Source organism: Arthrobacter zhaoguopingii (genome assembly GCF_009828595.1).
Taxonomy (GTDB): Bacteria; Actinomycetota; Actinomycetes; order Actinomycetales; family Micrococcaceae; genus Arthrobacter_D; species Arthrobacter_D zhaoguopingii.
In genome coordinates, this window is record NZ_WPNY01000009.1 from 86,751 (window position 1) to 102,056 (window position 15,306).

Genomic DNA, 15,306 nt, shown 5'->3' on the forward strand with positions numbered 1-15,306 from the left:
GAGCGGGGAGAGTGGATTCAGGCGGAGGCAGGCTCCTGGGGCCGACCGGCATCGGAGAGCACCTCGCGCACGGCGGCGGCGACCTCCGGTGAGTTCGGGGCGTCGGAGTGCACGCAGATGCTGGTGAAGTCGATGCGCAGGAGCGTGCCGTCCGAGGCTTCAACGAGGCCGTCGTCGAGCACCCGGCGGACGCGTTCGGCCGCTTTTGCCGGGTCGGTGAGCTCGGGCCTGCGCTGGATGATCAGCTGACCCTCGGGGCCGTAGTTGAGGTCAACGTAGAGCTCGCCGATGAATTCGATGCCGAGGCTCTCGCACACCACCTGGTGCTGGGTGCCGGCCAGGCCGTAGAAGGGCACCCCGTAGAGGGCTGCGACCTTCCCGGCGGCCTGCATCAGGTGATGGTCGCGGGCCAGCATGCCGTAGAGGGAGCCGTGGGGTTTGATGTGGTGAAGGTCGACGCCCTCCCGCCGCAGGAAGGCCGAGAGCGCGCCCACCTGGTAGAGCATCAGGTGTTCGACCTCATTGGGGGTCAGCTTCATCTCCCGCCGGCCGAAGCCGACGAGGTCCGGCAGGCCGGGGTGGGCCCCGATGCCGAGGTCCCGGCAGGCGGCGGCGGAGACGGTGTCGGCCATGGCGTCCGGGTCCCCCGAATGGAAGCCGCACGCGACGTTGATTGAGTCGACGAGTTCCATCAGGGCCAGGTCATTGCCGAACGAGTGAAGGCCAAGCGATTCACCCATGTCGGAGTTGATGGTGGGCGTCAGTGCCTGAGTGACGCCGGATTGTGCATCAGTCATGCGCCTTACGCTAGACCCGTAGTCCACCCGGTGTCAGTGGGTGGAGGGGCTTTGAAAATTCGGTGAGGATGTGCTGTTTCAGCGCCGGGTCGCCCGACGGTCGGGAAGCAGTCCCTTGACCGCTCCGGCGGTGAAGTGGACGCCGAACCGGCCCAGGGCCCCGAGACGCAGCGGCACCGACTCCGCGGTGGCGCGCAGCGAGGCAAGGCACCGGAGCGCCTGCGGCGTCGGGGTGCGGAGGAGCCCCCGTAATGCTGTGCCATCGGGGGCGGTCAGCTCGAAGCGTGTCGTGGTGAAGTCGTACCAGAGTGCGCGCGGGCTGCCCGGCCGCTGGGCCTTGGCGCCCCGCAGATGCAGGTCGACGTGGTCGTCGCTGGAGAAGGAGAGGGAGTATTCGACGGCAGCCCCGGCGTCGTCGGGAAACAGTGCAAGCGTGCCGGTGACCGGTCGAGCGGTGGCGAACCCGTCGATGTCGATCGTCCCTTCGACGTCCAGCCGGTGGTGCGGGTCGGTGCGGAACGCCTCCCAGCCGGGCATCGAGGCACGGAGCACCAGGCGCACCGCAGCCTGGCGGAAGGGCAGTTCGAGCCAGCCGGAGAGCTGCTCGGTGAAGCTGACACTGTCCGTTGGGCTTATCTCGCTCATGCCTGCTCTTTCAGCCATGGCTTCATCTTGGGGCATTTCGCCGATATTTACATCAAGTGATCTTCGCTCAGGATTAGGTACCGTGAAGGGTCGGCCGGTTGCTGTTCCGCCTCTGCCGCAGTGTCCTTATGGGTTTCGGAGCAGTGGGTTGTCGAGCGGTGGCCGCGACGTTACACCCGTTCATCGAAACCCGCGACAGAATGGGGCGCCGCGATGGCTAGGCGCGTTCCACGGGCAGCCATAACTCCGACGTTGCGGTGCTGAAGTCGGGGGCGCGGTCGATGACGGCAACCATCGAGGGTCCGGGCCTCAACCGCCAGGGGTTGGAAGGGAACCAGTCGGCGGCGGTCGCCGCCCACGTTTCCTGCAGGGCCGCCGGGTACGGGCACGTGGTGCGAAACACGGCCCAGACGCCGGCCGGCACCTCGATGACGGTGAGGTCCCCGGGCACGGGAGTAGTTTCACCGACGGCGACGCCGTGGAGGTAGATCAGCTCGCTGCCCTCGGTGTAGTCGGGGTCCACATCAGCAGTCACCTGGAGCAGTCCCGCCGGCACGGTGCTGCTCATTTCCTTGAGGCGGAGATGTTCGGCTGCGGGCAGTGAAGCGATATGGGCCTCGATGGCGGGATTGGCGCCGTGGTGGATGAGTGGCACACGAGTCGAATGGCCTGCGAGTCGGAAAGCCGGACGATCTGTGATGCGGGTGTCCATGGGTGTGTTCCCTTCAACGGTCAGGCGGAACCTGAGCTTCGGTTGTGTGCGAAGGGGGCCACCGGAACGGCGCACGTCGCCGGGGCTGACGCCGTGCACCGCTCGAAAGGCGCGGTTGAATGCCTCAGTGGAGCCATACCCGTAGCGCACCGCGATTCCCAGCAGATCGCCGTCTCCGAGGACCTCCGCAACGGCGACCGCCATGCGGCGTCGCCGAACATATTCGGACAACGGCATGCCGGCGAGTGAGGAGAACATCCGGCGGAGGTGGTATTCCGTCGTGCCAAGACTGCCCGCCAGGCCGGTGATGTCGATGTCCTCGGTGAGATGGTCTTCAATGAGTCCGACGAGTTGGTTCAGAGCTGCGATCACGGTTTTCCCCCTTCAGCGTCAAGCCTGCCCGTCAGCGCAGGCGCGCACCCGACTATTGCGGTCCGATGCAGTCGCATTCCGTGTCGCGGGCCGGGCGTGCACGCATTCGGTGGCCCGCCGGGAGGATCTCCGGTTCGCTCAGGTCATCAGCCAGCGCCACCACCGCGACGGTCCGGTTGCAGGCGCCGGGCCCGGCTCCGGTTCCGGTTCCGGTTCCGGTTCCTCGCCCAGCGCCCGCGCGGCCCCGGCGAGGTCGTCCCCGGTAAGGATCATGACGTCGTCCCGGTCGAGCGCGTCGAGACTCCGGTCCTCATCGAGTGAGAGCCTCAGCGCCTGCCGGTTGAGCGCCTGCTCGAACAGGGTGCGGGCGAAGCGCGCATTGCCGGAGTCCTCGCCGGAGTGAAGGCCTGCGAGGATGCGGCGCAGCATCTGGTCCGCGCCCGGCTCGAGCACGTACTCGTGCTGGGCGAGCATCTGGCCGAAGATCGCCACCAGTGCGTCGACCGAGTAGTCGGGGAAGGTGATCTCGCGCGAAAACCGGGACCGCAGGCCGGGGTTCGAGAGCAGGAACATTTCCATCAGCCGCGGATAACCGGCCACGATCACCACCAGGCGGTGGCGGTGGTCCTCCATCCGCTTCAGCAGGACCTCGATCGCCTCGGGCCCGAAGTCCATCCGGTGATCCTCAGGCGCCAGCGCGTAGGCCTCATCGATGAACAGAACGCCATCCAGCGCCCGCCGGATCACCCGGTCGGTCTTGAGTGCGGTTTCGCCGACATACTGTCCGACCAGGCCGGAACGGTCGACCTCCACCAGGTGGCCCTTCTGCAGCAAGCCGACAGCGCGGTACATCTCGGCCAGGAGCCGCGCCACGGTGGTTTTGCCCGTGCCCGGGTTCCCGAGGAACACGAGGTGCTGCGAGGTGGCCACCTCCGGCAGGCCGTGCGCCTTGCGGCGGGCCTGCACCTGGAGCAGTGCGACCAGCGCCCGCACCTGTTCCTTCACGGTATCCAGCCCGATCAGCGCATCGAGCTCGGCCTGCAACTCGGAGAGCGGACGGGCCGGCCCCGGCTTGGGGCCAAACATCTCACCCACCCGGTCATCCACGCGGTCCCCGCCCGGCAGTTTAATCTGCTCGGCGAGGTGGCCGATCGTTTCGCGCAGTTCGTCAAGCGGATTGCGGCTGGCAGCCATTGCTTCTCTCCTGGAGCGGTGGTCGTGCGATGAACGTACGCAGAACTCCCCGGCGGCGGTTGCAGCCGGGTTCGTCTCACTGTAGTACCGGGATCCTGCGGGGTGCTGGCTATTTATTGGGCGTCGATGGAGCGCTTCCCTCGGTCTTCATGGCTGCGCAGGACTGTTGACACGTTCCGTGGAAGGGGGGTTACAGTGACGGGAAAATACAGTTCCGCTTTGCAGAAACATCGAATCAAGTCGATTCCGTCGATGGTCAAGGGTGTTCAGCGCTGCAGCGGAGAAACCAGGAAAGCTGACACCCATGCGCCTAGCCGACTTCAACGCCGCTCCTGTCACCGACGCCGCTGAGGTGCTGCGTCTCTGCCTCGACATTCCACGCTGGATCGACGAGATCGTGGTGGCGCGTCCCTTCAAATCGATCTCCGCGTTGACCTCATTCGCAGCGGCCGCAGCACCCGACTTCTCGGACGACGAACTCGACGCCGCCCTCGCGCACCACCCACGGATAGGAGAACCTCCCGCCGGGAGTTCGGCCGAGGCCGGGCTGTCGCGGCAGGAACAGTCGGGGCTCGGCGGGTCCGGGGACACGGCGGGCCGGATCGCCGCCGGAAACCGCGAGTACGAGGAGAAATTCGGGCGCGTGTTCCTGATCCGGGCCGCGGGACGCTCTCCCGAGCACATCCTCGTGGCCCTGCAGGAACGACTCAGGCATACCCCGCAGGAGGAGCGCCCCGTCGTCGCCGGCCAGCTGCGGGAGATCGCCCTGTTCCGGCTGGATGGAGTGGTCACACCGTGAGCTCCGTGAGCACGCACGTCCTCGACACCGGAACCGGCCGGCCCGCCGCGGGCATGCCGGCCCGGCTCCTGCGCCGCACCGGCGGGAACTGGGAGCAGGTGGGACAGGGGACCACCGACGTCGACGGCCGCATCAAGGACTTCGGCAGTAAGGACCTCGGCCCCGCCGTCCTGCCCGAGGGCGTCTACCGGATCGAGTTCGACACCGGAGCGTATTTCGAGAGCGCCGGAGTCGAGTCCTTCTTCCCCGAGGTGTCCCTCACCTTCACCGTGACCAGCGACTCCGAGCACTACCACGTACCCCTGCTCCTGAGCCCTTTCGCTTATTCGACCTATCGAGGGAGCTGACCATGACGTCTCAGCGCGACACCGACCAGCCGGCGTCGCAGCCCGGCACAGCGTCGGGAGGGACCGGCCGCATCGTGCTGGGCCGCAACCAGTATGGGAAGGCGGAGGTCCGGCTCGTCCGGATCACCCGGGACACCCCGCGCCACAGCATCGAGGACCTCAACGTCACCTCGCAGCTGCACGGTGACTTCGAACGGGCCCACACCGAAGGCGACAACTCGCACGTCGTCGCTACCGACACCCAGAAGAACACCATCTACGCCTTCGCGCGGGACGGCATCGGAACCCCCGAGGCGTTCCTGATGCGCCTCGGTGGGCACTTCACCTCACGCTTTGACTGGGTGACCGGCGGCCGCTGGGCGGCGGAGCAGTATTTCTGGGAGCGGATCTCCGAGCACGACCACTCCTTCAGCCGGAACAAGTCGGAAACCCGCACCGCAGTGCTGGTGGTGGAGGGCGGCCGGAGGACTCTCGTCGCCGGAATTTCGGGCCTCACCGTGCTGAAGTCGACGGGCTCGGAGTTCCACGGCTACCCGCGCGACCGCTACACGACCCTCCCCGAGACGACCGACCGCATCCTGGCGACCGATGTGACGGCCCGCTGGCGGTACACCAGCCTCGAGGCGGACTTCGATGCCCTGTACTCAAGCGTGCGCGGGATCCTCCTCGACGCGTTCGCCTCGACCCATTCCCTGGCCCTGCAGCAGACGATGTTCACCATGGGAAAGCAGGTCCTCGAGGCCCATCCCGAGATCGGCGAGATCCGGCTGTCGCTGCCCAACAACCACCATTTCCTGGTAGACCTCTCGCCCTTCGGGCGGGACAACCCCAACGAGGTGTTCTTCGCCGCGGACCGTCCCTACGGCCTCATCGAGGCGACCGTCCAGCGGGAAGGCGGCACCGGCGAACCGGAGGTCTGGGCCTCTATTTCGGGCTTCTGTTGACTGGAATTCGGATCGTGGAAGGCCCTTTCCGCCGGTTGTATAGTTTTGCTCACACCGCTGAGGAGTGGAAAGCATGGACGCTACGCAGATCACCGTCAACGGCCAGGTCCGCCCCTGCGAAGGGATCTCCCCGCACCTCCGGCTGCTCGACTGGCTGCGGGCCGAAGGGCTGACCGGGGCCAAGGAAGGCTGCGCCGAGGGGGAGTGCGGGGCCTGCGCCGTGCTGGTCGCACGGCCCGACGGCGACGGCCGCACCCGGTGGACCTCGGTGAACGCCTGCCTGCCTCCCGCCCTGGCCTTCGACGGCCAGGAAGTCGTGACGGCCGAAGGCCTCGGCAGGGCAGCCGGCCCCCGGACGGCCGAGGACCTGCACCCGGTCCAACAGGAAATGGTGGAACGCGGTGGCTCCCAATGCGGCTACTGCACCCCGGGCTTCGTCTGCTCCATGGCGGCCGAGTATTACCGCCCCGAGCGGGACGCCTCCGGCTCCGGCGAGCGCGTCGAGACCGGCACCGCCGTCGTGGGGGAGGAACACGCTAGCGACCACGAGAGCGGGCCTAACGGCTTCGATCTCTCATCGCTCAGCGGCAACCTCTGCCGCTGCACCGGGTACCGGCCCATCCGCGACGCCGCCTACGCCCTCGGTGCCCCGGCGGACGACGACCCGCTGCTGCGCCGCCAGGACCGGCCCGCCCCGGTGGCCCGGCCCACGCGGGCGGCGTCCGGCGGCTCCCGGTTCCTCCGCCCCGGCAGCATGGACGAGCTCCTCGGTCTGCTCGAGCAGAACCCGGAGGCCCAGGTGCTCGCCGGTGCGACGGACGCCGGGGTCGAGGTGAACCTGAGGCACAGCAGGCCGCCGCTGGTGCTCGCCGTCGACCGCCTCGAACCGCTCCGCGTACTTACCCTCGGCCCCGACCGGATCGAGATCGGCACCGCACTCACCCTGTCGGAGGTGGAACGCGGCCTGGCCGGCCGGGTGCCGCTGCTGAACCAGCTCTTTCCCCAGTTCGCCTCCCGGCTGATCCGCAACGCCGCGACGCTCGGCGGCAACCTCGCCACCGGCTCACCCATCGGCGACACCGCACCCGCACTGCTGGCCCTCGACGCCTCGGTGGTTCTTGCCTCCGTCGGCGGTGAGCGGGAGGTGCCACTGGCCGAGTACTTCACCGGGTACCGGCAGAGCGTCCGCAGGCCCGGGGAGCTCCTGCGCGCGGTGCACCTGCCGCTGCCGCTCGCCGAGACCACCGCGTTCTATAAAGTCGCCAAGCGGCGCTTCGACGACATCTCCAGCGTCGCCGTGGCCTTCGCCCTGCGGCTCGAGGGCGGCGTCATCACCGCGGCGCGGATAGGTATGAACGGGGTGGCCGCCATGCCCCTGCGGGCTCTCCGCACCGAGGAGGCCCTCGTGGGGCGGCCCTGGACCGAGGAGACCGCCGCCGGTGCCGCGGCGGTGATGGAGACCGAGGGCACCCCGATCGACGACCTCCGGGCCACCGCCCGCTACCGCTCCGCAATGCTCGGACAGTCGGTCCTCCGGTTCTACGCGCAGACCACAGCCGCACCCGCCCTGGAGGTGACCCGGTGAAATCCCTCGCAGACCGCCCCGTGAACCCCGTCGTCGGCGTGCCCGTTTCCCACGAAAGCGCCGCGCTCCACGTCACCGGCACCGCCCTCTACACCGACGACCTCCCCATCCGCAGCTCGGACGTCCTTCACGCCTGGCCGGTGCAGGCCCCGCACGCCCATGCCCGAGTCACTGAGCTGCGCACCGCACCAGCCCTGGGCGTGCCCGGCGTGGTGCGGGTCCTCACCGGAGCCGACGTGCCAGGGATCAACGATGCCGGGACTAAGCACGACGAACCGCTGTTCCCCAGCGAGGTGATGTACTACGGCCACGCCGTCTGCTGGGTGCTCGCCGAAAACCTCGAGGCCGCCCGCCTCGGTGCAGAGGCTGTCGAGGTGGACTACGAGCCGCTCCCGTCGATCGTCACCCTCGCCGAGGCCATCGAGAAGGAGAGCTTCCAGGGCGACCAGCCCACAGTGGCCCGGGGCGACGCCGGGGCCGCCCTTGCAGCCGCGGCCCACCGCTTCAGCGGGGAGGTGGAGATCGGCGGGCAGGAGCACTTCTACCTCGAGACCCACGCCTCCTACGTCTATGTCGACGAGAGCGGGCAGGTGTTCGTTCACAGCAGCACCCAGCACCCCACGGAGACCCAGGAAATCGTGGCCCACGTGCTCGGGCTCACCAGCTCCCAGGTGACGGTGCAGTGCCTGCGCATGGGCGGAGCCTTCGGCGGCAAGGAGATGCAGCCCCACGGCTTCGCCGCCGTCGCCGCCCTGGGAGCCACCCTCACCGGGCGGCCCGTGCGGGTGCGTCTGAACCGCACCCAGGACATCACCCTGACCGGCAAGCGCCACCCGTTCGCCGCTCGATGGGAGGTCGGGTTTGACGACGCCGGCAGGCTCGTGGCGCTCCGGGCCACCCTGACCAGCGACGGCGGCTGGAGCCTCGATCTCTCCCAGCCCGTCCTGGCCCGCGCGCTGTGCCATATCGACAACGCCTACTGGATCCCCAACATCGAAGTGCTCGGCCGGATCACGAAGACGCACAAGACCTCGCAGACGGCCTTCCGCGGGTTCGGCGGCCCGCAGGGGATGTTCGTGATCGAGGAGGTGCTGGGCCGCTGCGCGCCGCTGCTGGGGCTTGAGCCGTCCGAGCTGCGCCGGCGGAACTTCTACACCCCCGGCCAGAGCACGCCCTACGGGCAGCCGGTCCGGCACGCCGAGCGGCTGCACGCCGTCTGGGAGCAGCTGCTGGGCAGCGCCGACGTCGAGCGCCGCCGCACCGAAATCGCCGGCTTCAACGCCACCCACCGCCACCTCCGCCGCGCCCTGGGCATCACGCCCGTGAAGTTCGGCATCTCCTTCAACCTCACCGCCTTCAACCAGGCCGGGGCCCTGGTGCACGTGTACAAGGACGGGTCGGTGCTGATCAACCACGGTGGAACGGAGATGGGCCAGGGGCTCCACACCAAGATGCGGCAGGTCGCCGCCACCGCGCTCGGCGTTCCGCTCTCCAGCATCCGGCTGGCACCGACACGCACCGACAAGGTCCCCAACACCTCGGCGACGGCTGCGAGTTCCGGGGCGGACCTCAATGGAGCGGCGATCCGGAACGCGTGCGATCAGATCCGGGATCGCCTCGCCGAGGTGGCGGCCCGGAAGCTCAACATCCACCCCGACGACGTCCGGTTCGACGACGGCACGGTCACCGGCATCGGCTTCCACGACGACGGGATCCCCTTTGCCGGGCTGGTGAACGACGCCTACTTCCAGCGGGTGTCCCTCTGGGCTGCGGGCTACTACCGCACCCCGGGGCTGCACTGGGACGCCGTCCGTATGCAGGGGGAGCCGTTCAAGTACTTCACCTACGCCGCGGCGGTGTCGGAGGTCGAGGTCGACGGTTTCACCGGCGCCTACCGCCTGCTGCGCACCGACATTGTGCACGACGTCGGGGACAGCCTCTCGCCGCTGATCGACGTCGGGCAGATCGAGGGCGGGTTCGTTCAGGGCGCCGGGTGGCTCACGCTCGAGGACCTGCGCTGGGACGTCTCCGAGGGGCAGCGCCGCGGGCGCCTGGACACCCAGTCAGCGAGCACCTACAAGCTGCCGAGCTTCTCCGAAATGCCCGAGGATTTCCGGGTCCACCTCTTCGAGCGGGCCACTGAGAGTGGTGTCATCTACGGGTCGAAGGCGGTGGGGGAGCCGCCGCTCATGCTCGCGCTCAGTGTGCGGGAGGCGCTGCGCTCGGCGGCCGCGGCCTTCGGCCCCGATGGACGCAGCGTCGAACTGGCCAGCCCCGCCACCCCTGAGGCCGTCTACTGGGCCCTCGATCGGGCCCGCACCGCGTCCCGCGAGGCAGCGAAGCCGACGGGGATGGACGCGCCGGTTCCCTCTCCGGTGAGAGCGCAGTGACGTGGACTGGCTGAGCGCCCTCCAGGGCCTCCGGGCGGAGCGTTCACCCGGGGTACTCGCGACGGTGACCGAGGTGCGCGGCCACGCGCCCCGGGACGCCGGGGCGAAGATGGTCGTCGGAGCCGAGGCAACCTGGGACAGCATCGGCGGCGGCAACCTCGAGGCGAGTGTCATCGAGCGGGCGCGGGCGATGCTCGCAGCCTGCACCGGGGTCCCCGAAACCCTCGAGTTCTCCCTTAACGAGCACGCGGCCGCCCGGCACGGGCGGCAGTGCTGCGGTGGTGTTGTCCGGGTCCTCCTCGAGCCCTTCCTTCCCCGGCCGACGGTTGCCGTGTTTGGGGTGGGCCATGTCGGTTACGAACTGGCCCGGATTCTGTCGCGGCTGTCCCTCACCCTGCAGCTCATCGACAGCAGGGCCGACCAGGTTGACCCCGGACGGCTCGCAGCCGTCGCCGCCGGCACCGCCGACGTCCGGCTCTCGGCTAGTCCCGTGCCCGACACCGTGCTGGGCACCCTGCCATCCGGCTCGCACGTGCTGATTATGACCCACGACCACGCCGAGGATTTCCTGCTGTGCGATGCGGCGCTGCGCCGCGGTGACCTGGGCAGCGTGGGGCTGATCGGTTCGCGGGCCAAGTGGTCACGGTTCCGCCGGCGCCTGCGTGCCGAGGGCCACAGCGACGCCGCCATCGACGCGATTACCTGCCCCATCGGCCTGCCGGGGCTTGAAGGCAAGGCCCCGGCCGTCATCGCCATCAGTGTTGCCGCCGACCTGCTGAGGAAGTTCGCCCTTGGGGAGGCGGACGTGTCCGGAGCACCTGAACCGGCGTCCGGTCAGCTGCCCACTCAACCATTCGGCGCGGCGGTTCCCGGCCCGCACCCGAGGTAGTCGGGGAAGCCCCCGGCAGAAAGAGCCCGATGCCTGCCTAGTAAGGGATGCCCTGCCTAGTAGGGGATGCGGTCGGAATGGGCGGCCCAGGCATCGAAGGGCGCGCAGTGGTCAAGGCCTTCCGAGGCTGGAAGCCGTAGCTGGCCCGAGGGCATCGACCGCTCCTCCACGGGAGCCGAGAAGTAGTCGTAGAACACCGCGTCGTCGAAGCCGGCCCGGGCCGCATCATTGCGGTCCGCGGCATACACCACGCGGTCAACGCGGGCCCACAGCGCACTGGCGAGGCACATGGGGCAGGGCTCACAGCTGGAGTACAGCACGCTCCCGGAGAGATCGAAGGACGCGATGGAGGTGCACGCGGCACGGATTGCCACCACCTCCGCGTGCGCCGTGGGGTCGTTCGTCGCGGTGACCCGGTTGACGCCCGGGAAGACGCCGCCGTCCGGGGTGACGACGACGGCGCCGAAGGGGCCGCCACCGTTGGAGACATTGGCGACGGCGAGGGAGATCGCCTCGCGCAGGTACTGTTCATCCGGAGTTGCGGTGCTCATGGGAGCCTCCCAAGCGATGGCAGCCTACCCTCCGCGCCACCGATACGGAACGGAACAGGCGGCTCGGACAGACGGCTGCGGGTCGGTAATGCGGGTCCACCTGGTGGGTAGCGGCCTCGGAAAGGGCTGCCCGCCGTTGGCTTCGCCCTCGAACTGTAACACCGCGGCGGGGATGCCGCGCCTCCTGATGCTTGTGCTTCACCTTTGCAGACAATAACGTCCGTACTACGAATGTCAGGGCGTACTCGGGTGCCGTTTCGGCGGCGGTCCGGCGGCAGCGGCCTTACCCAGCGGGACTCGATCTTCCGAGGAGAGCACAGCATGGCCATTGAACTGACCGATCCCTCGCCCGCCGAAGGCGCCGACATCATCCTGACCCCCGAGGCCCTTTCCTTCGTTGAGCAGCTTCACCATCACTTCCGGGGTCGGCGCGATGAACGCCTCGCCGGCCGCGCGGCCCGCCGCGCCGAGGTTGCCGCCACAGGCCGCCTCGATTTCCTCCCCGAAACCCGGGGGGTGCGCGACGGCGAGTGGAAGGTGGCGCCCGCGCCGCCGGACCTGCGCGACCGCCGCGTGGAGATGACCGGGCCGGCCTCGCCCGTGAAGATGGCCATCAATGCGCTCAACTCCGGCGCGCAGGTCTGGCTGGCGGACCTCGAGGACGCCAGCGCACCGACCTGGCACAACGTCATCGACTCCCAGCTGAACCTCTACCGGGCGGCCCGCGGACGGCTCGATTACACCTCGCCGCAAGGCAAGGACTACTCGCTGCGGCAGGACGCGCCCCTCGCCGTCGTTGTCACCCGGCCGCGCGGCTGGCACCTGAGCGAGAAAAACGTGCGCATCGACGGCGAGCCGGCCATCGGTGCGCTTGTCGATTTCGGGCTTCACTTCTTCGCCAATGCGAAACAGCTGCTGAATGCGGGCAGCGGACCCTATTACTACCTGCCGAAGCTCGAAAGCCACCTCGAGGCCCGGCTCTGGAACGACATCTTCGTCTTCGCCCAGGACTACGTCGGGGTGCCGCAGGGTTCGGTGCGGGCGACCGTGCTGATCGAAACGATTCCGGCGGCGTTCGAGATGGAGGAGATCCTCTTCGAGCTCCGCGACCACGCCTCGGGGCTCAACGCCGGGCGGTGGGATTACCTCTTCAGCATCATCAAGTACTTCCGCGACGCCGGGCCGGCCTACCTGCTGCCGGACCGCGCCAGCATCTCCATGACCGCCCCCTTCATGCGCGCCTACACCGAACTGCTCGTGAAGACCTGCCACCGCCGGGGCGCCTTCGCGATGGGCGGGATGGCCGCGGTCATCCCGAACCGGCGGGAGCCCGCCGTCACCGAGGAGGCCTTCGCGAAGGTGCGCGCCGACAAGACCCGCGAGGCCGACGACGGGTTCGACGGGTCCTGGGTGGCCCACCCCGACCTGGTGCCGGTCTGCCGGGAGGTGTTCGACGCGGTGCTGGGGGACCAGCCAAACCAGCTCGACCGGCAGCGTGAGGAAGTGAGTGTCACCGCCTCGGAGCTGCTCGATATCCCCTCGGCCGGCGGTGCCGTGACCGAAGCCGGGCTGCGGCTGAACCTCTACGTCGCCGTCGCCTACGTCGCCGTGTGGCTCTCGGGTAACGGCGCCGTGGCGATCCACAACCTGATGGAGGACGCCGCGACTGCGGAAATCTCCCGGTCCCAGGTGTGGCAGCAGCTCCGCAATCAGGTGGTCCTCTCGGACACCGGCAACACCGTCACCCCCGAACTCGTGAAGGCCCTGCTCGACGAAGAGGTCGACCGGCTCCGGACCGAGGTCGACGCCGAAACCTTCGCCCGCTACTACGAGCCGGCACGGACGCTGATCGCCGAGATCTGCCTGTCCGAGGAGTACACGGACTTCCTCACCCTGCCGGCCTACGAGCTGGTCCGCTGATGCCCGCCGAGGCTGTCCTCGGCGCCGCCGACTACGCGCTGGTCGACGCGAAGCTGTCCGACACCGACCGGCTGCTGCGGCGCAGCTACCCCGGCGACGACGGGAGCCGCCAGCCCGTCCACACCGTGTACGTTCCGGCGGACCGGATCGAACCGGCGCTGACCGGACGCTGGGGCACAGAGGCGCTCGCCGCCGTCGAAGCCCACGGCGGGATGGAGGCACTGTGCAGGACGGTGGGCCTCCCCGAGAACCTCGTCGCGCCCATCGCCGCCAAGGTCGAGGTGAAACTGCTCCGGGAACCCATCGAGGACCTCCGCCTCGACTTCGAGGACGGCTACGGCAGCCGGAACGACGACGAGGAGGATGCGGCAGCGCTCGACGCGGCGGACCTCCTCGCCCGCGCCGTCGACGGCGGAACCGCTCCGCCGTTCTCCGGCCTCCGGTTCAAGTCCTTCGAGGAACCCACCCGGGCCCGGGGCATCCGCACCCTCGACCTCTTCCTCGCCGGGCTGCTGCGGCAGGGGAACCTGCCCGACGGGCTTACCCTGACCCTTCCGAAGGTCAGCACCGTCGCCCAGGTCGAGGCGATGGCCTACGTGTGCGGACGGCTCGAGAAGGCACACGGCCTGGCGCCGGGCAGGCTGCGCTTCGAGGTGCAGGTGGAAACCCCGCAGCTGATCCTGGGCGCCGACGGCACGGTTCCGGTGGCACAGCTGCTGCATGCGGGCTCGGGGAGGGTCTCAGGCCTGCACTACGGCACCTACGACTACAGCGCCTCGCTGGAAATCGCCGCTGGGAACCAAGCGATGGACCACCCGGCCGCCGACTACGCCAAGGCCGTGATGCAGGTCGCCGCCGCCGGAACCGGGGTGCGCCTCTCCGACGGCTCGACGAACATCCTGCCCGTGGGCTCCGCCGAAAACACCGCCGCGGCCTGGACGCTTCACGCCCGTCTGGTCCGCCGCTCGCTGGAGCGGGGCTACTACCAGGGCTGGGACCTCCACCCCGCCCAGCTTCCCACCCGGTTCATCGCCACCTACCTCTTCTATCTCTCGGGCTTCGACTCGGCGGCGTCCCGGCTGCGCAACTACGTGCACCGGCTCGAGAGCACCGTCCTGGACGAGCCGGCCACCGCCCGGGCGATGGCGCGGTTCCTTCAGCGCGGGCTCGACTGCGGAGCGCTCGACGGGCAGGACATTGAACAGCGGACCGGCGTCGACCCTGTCGGGCTGACCCGGCTCGCCCACCCGCGGCCCGCGCACCCTCGACCCGCCCCCGCAACTGCACCCGGCGTCGTCCCCGACCCAAGCCGCCGACCCGAAGGATCGTCATGACGAGCCCCAGCTACTACACGCCGCAGTCCGGTCTCCCGCCGCAGACCGACCTCCTCTCCGGGCGTGCCGTGGTGACAGAGGCATACACGGTGATCCCCCGGGGCGTCCTGCGGGACATCGTCACCAGCGTCCTGCCCGAATGGCACGCCACCCGCGCCTGGATCCTCAACCGCCCGGTCGCCGGCGGCGCGACGACGTTTGCCCAGTACCTGATGGAGGTCGCTCCCGGAGGGGGTTCCGACGCGCCGGAGCCCCAGCCGGAGGTCGAATCCTTCCTCTTCGTGCTCGACGGGACCCTCGACGTCACCATCGGCGGCGCGGCCTCTGCCCTGGGACCGGGGGGATTCGCGTATCTTCCACCCGGTGAGTCGTGGTCGGCGGGCAACACCGGTGCCGGCAACGCCGTGTTCCAGTGGATCCGCAAGCGCCACCAGCCCCTGCCCGGGCATGTCCCCGCCGTGGTCGTCGGCAATGAGCAGGACATCGAACCGGACGCCATGCCCGGCACGGACAACCGGTGGCGCACCACGCGCATGCTGCCGGTCGACGACCCCGCCTACGACCTTCACGTCAACGTCGTCACCTTCGAGCCTGGTGCCTCCATCCCGTTCGCCGAGACCCACGTGATGGAACACGGGCTCTACATCCTTGAAGGCAAGGGGGTGTACCGGCTCAATGACGACTGGGTGGAGGTCGAGGAGGGCGACTATCTGTCCCTGCGGGCCTTCTGCCCGCAGGCCTGCTATGCGGGCGGGCCCGGCAAGTTCCGCTACCTGCTCTATAAGGACGTCAACCGCCAGATCGTGCTTTGAGCACCCCGCGGGACT

Annotated in this window: 14 protein-coding genes; 9 read left to right on the forward strand and 5 right to left on the reverse strand. The window is 69.1% G+C overall.

Going from position 1 to position 15,306, the window contains the following annotated elements:
* Positions 1 to 17: 17 nt before the first annotated feature.
* The 4 genes from pxpA to GVV86_RS12770 form a co-directional block, all read right to left on the reverse strand.
* On the reverse strand, positions 18 to 797 hold the full coding sequence (gene pxpA, locus GVV86_RS12755) for a 5-oxoprolinase subunit PxpA (protein ID WP_246199544.1): 780 nt from the start codon (positions 795 to 797) through the stop codon (positions 18 to 20).
* A 78-nt stretch (positions 798 to 875) separates the two neighbouring features.
* Positions 876 to 1,442 carry a hypothetical protein gene (locus tag GVV86_RS12760; protein ID WP_159803009.1) on the reverse strand — a complete coding sequence of 189 codons (567 nt, stop codon included), beginning with the start codon at positions 1,440 to 1,442 and terminating at the stop codon, positions 876 to 878.
* Positions 1,443 to 1,659: 217 nt separating this feature from the next.
* Positions 1,660 to 2,526, reverse strand: coding sequence for an AraC family transcriptional regulator (locus tag GVV86_RS12765; RefSeq protein WP_159803010.1), 867 nt, complete (start codon positions 2,524 to 2,526; stop codon positions 1,660 to 1,662).
* 138 nt (positions 2,527 to 2,664) lie between these two features.
* Positions 2,665 to 3,720 (reverse strand): AAA family ATPase, encoded by a 1,056-nt coding sequence (locus tag GVV86_RS12770; RefSeq protein ID WP_159803011.1) that lies wholly within the window; start codon positions 3,718 to 3,720, stop codon positions 2,665 to 2,667.
* A 304-nt stretch (positions 3,721 to 4,024) separates the two neighbouring features.
* Between GVV86_RS12770 and uraD the strand changes: the two genes are divergently transcribed.
* The 6 genes from uraD (at position 4,025) to xdhC (ending at position 10,674) form a co-directional block, all read left to right on the forward strand.
* On the forward strand, positions 4,025 to 4,519 hold the full coding sequence (gene uraD, locus GVV86_RS12775; protein ID WP_159803012.1) for a 2-oxo-4-hydroxy-4-carboxy-5-ureidoimidazoline decarboxylase: 495 nt from the start codon (positions 4,025 to 4,027) through the stop codon (positions 4,517 to 4,519).
* Complete coding sequence (uraH, locus tag GVV86_RS12780) at positions 4,516 to 4,866, forward strand: hydroxyisourate hydrolase (RefSeq protein WP_159615242.1); 351 nt, start codon at positions 4,516 to 4,518, stop codon at positions 4,864 to 4,866. Before uraD ends, uraH begins: the two co-directional genes overlap by 4 nt.
* Positions 4,867 to 4,868: 2 nt before the next feature.
* Complete coding sequence (gene pucL, locus GVV86_RS12785) at positions 4,869 to 5,810, forward strand: factor-independent urate hydroxylase (RefSeq protein ID WP_159803013.1); 942 nt, start codon at positions 4,869 to 4,871, stop codon at positions 5,808 to 5,810.
* 73 nt (positions 5,811 to 5,883) lie between these two features.
* A complete protein-coding gene (locus GVV86_RS12790; protein ID WP_159615246.1) occupies positions 5,884 to 7,395 on the forward strand; it encodes a xanthine dehydrogenase small subunit in 1,512 nt (503 codons plus the stop codon).
* Positions 7,392 to 9,785 (forward strand): xanthine dehydrogenase molybdopterin binding subunit, encoded by a 2,394-nt coding sequence (gene xdhB, locus GVV86_RS12795; RefSeq protein ID WP_159803014.1) that lies wholly within the window; start codon positions 7,392 to 7,394, stop codon positions 9,783 to 9,785. Before GVV86_RS12790 ends, xdhB begins: the two co-directional genes overlap by 4 nt.
* Position 9,786: 1 nt before the next feature.
* The gene (gene xdhC, locus GVV86_RS12800) at positions 9,787 to 10,674 is read left to right on the forward strand and encodes a xanthine dehydrogenase accessory protein XdhC (RefSeq protein WP_159615251.1); all 888 of its coding nucleotides are present in this window, start codon (positions 9,787 to 9,789) and stop codon (positions 10,672 to 10,674) included.
* Between the two features lie 56 nt (positions 10,675 to 10,730).
* Here the strand turns inward: xdhC and GVV86_RS12805 are convergent, their stop codons facing one another.
* The gene (locus tag GVV86_RS12805) at positions 10,731 to 11,225 is read right to left on the reverse strand and encodes a nucleoside deaminase (RefSeq protein ID WP_159615253.1); all 495 of its coding nucleotides are present in this window, start codon (positions 11,223 to 11,225) and stop codon (positions 10,731 to 10,733) included.
* A 321-nt stretch (positions 11,226 to 11,546) separates the two neighbouring features.
* Between GVV86_RS12805 and aceB the strand changes: the two genes are divergently transcribed.
* From aceB to GVV86_RS12820, 3 genes are read left to right on the forward strand one after another with little or no spacing between them, the layout of a single operon-like run.
* The gene (gene aceB, locus GVV86_RS12810; protein ID WP_159803015.1) at positions 11,547 to 13,145 is read left to right on the forward strand and encodes a malate synthase A; all 1,599 of its coding nucleotides are present in this window, start codon (positions 11,547 to 11,549) and stop codon (positions 13,143 to 13,145) included.
* Positions 13,145 to 14,479: a DUF6986 family protein gene (locus GVV86_RS12815; protein ID WP_159803016.1), complete on the forward strand. Its 1,335-nt coding sequence runs from the start codon at positions 13,145 to 13,147 to the stop codon at positions 14,477 to 14,479. Before aceB ends, GVV86_RS12815 begins: the two co-directional genes overlap by 1 nt.
* The gene (locus GVV86_RS12820; protein ID WP_159803017.1) at positions 14,476 to 15,291 is read left to right on the forward strand and encodes a bifunctional allantoicase/(S)-ureidoglycine aminohydrolase; all 816 of its coding nucleotides are present in this window, start codon (positions 14,476 to 14,478) and stop codon (positions 15,289 to 15,291) included. Before GVV86_RS12815 ends, GVV86_RS12820 begins: the two co-directional genes overlap by 4 nt.
* The last annotated feature ends 15 nt before the right edge of the window (positions 15,292 to 15,306 follow it).

Bases quoted from the DNA above. Each gene is read 5' to 3' on its own strand.
- pxpA (WP_246199544.1), bottom strand. From the start codon at position 797: ATGACTGATGCACAATCCGGCGTCACTCAGGCACTGACGCCCACCATC.
- GVV86_RS12760 (WP_159803009.1), bottom strand. From the start codon at position 1,442: ATGAGCGAGATAAGCCCAACGGACAGTGTCAGCTTCACCGAGCAGCTC.
- GVV86_RS12770 (WP_159803011.1), bottom strand. From the start codon at position 3,720: ATGGCTGCCAGCCGCAATCCGCTTGACGAACTGCGCGAAACGATCGGC.
- uraD (WP_159803012.1), top strand. From the start codon at position 4,025: ATGCGCCTAGCCGACTTCAACGCCGCTCCTGTCACCGACGCCGCTGAG.
- pucL (WP_159803013.1), top strand. From the start codon at position 4,869: ATGACGTCTCAGCGCGACACCGACCAGCCGGCGTCGCAGCCCGGCACA.
- GVV86_RS12790 (WP_159615246.1), top strand. From the start codon at position 5,884: ATGGACGCTACGCAGATCACCGTCAACGGCCAGGTCCGCCCCTGCGAA.
- GVV86_RS12805 (WP_159615253.1), bottom strand. From the start codon at position 11,225: ATGAGCACCGCAACTCCGGATGAACAGTACCTGCGCGAGGCGATCTCC.
- aceB (WP_159803015.1), top strand. From the start codon at position 11,547: ATGGCCATTGAACTGACCGATCCCTCGCCCGCCGAAGGCGCCGACATC.
- GVV86_RS12815 (WP_159803016.1), top strand. From the start codon at position 13,145: ATGCCCGCCGAGGCTGTCCTCGGCGCCGCCGACTACGCGCTGGTCGAC.
- GVV86_RS12820 (WP_159803017.1), top strand. From the start codon at position 14,476: ATGACGAGCCCCAGCTACTACACGCCGCAGTCCGGTCTCCCGCCGCAG.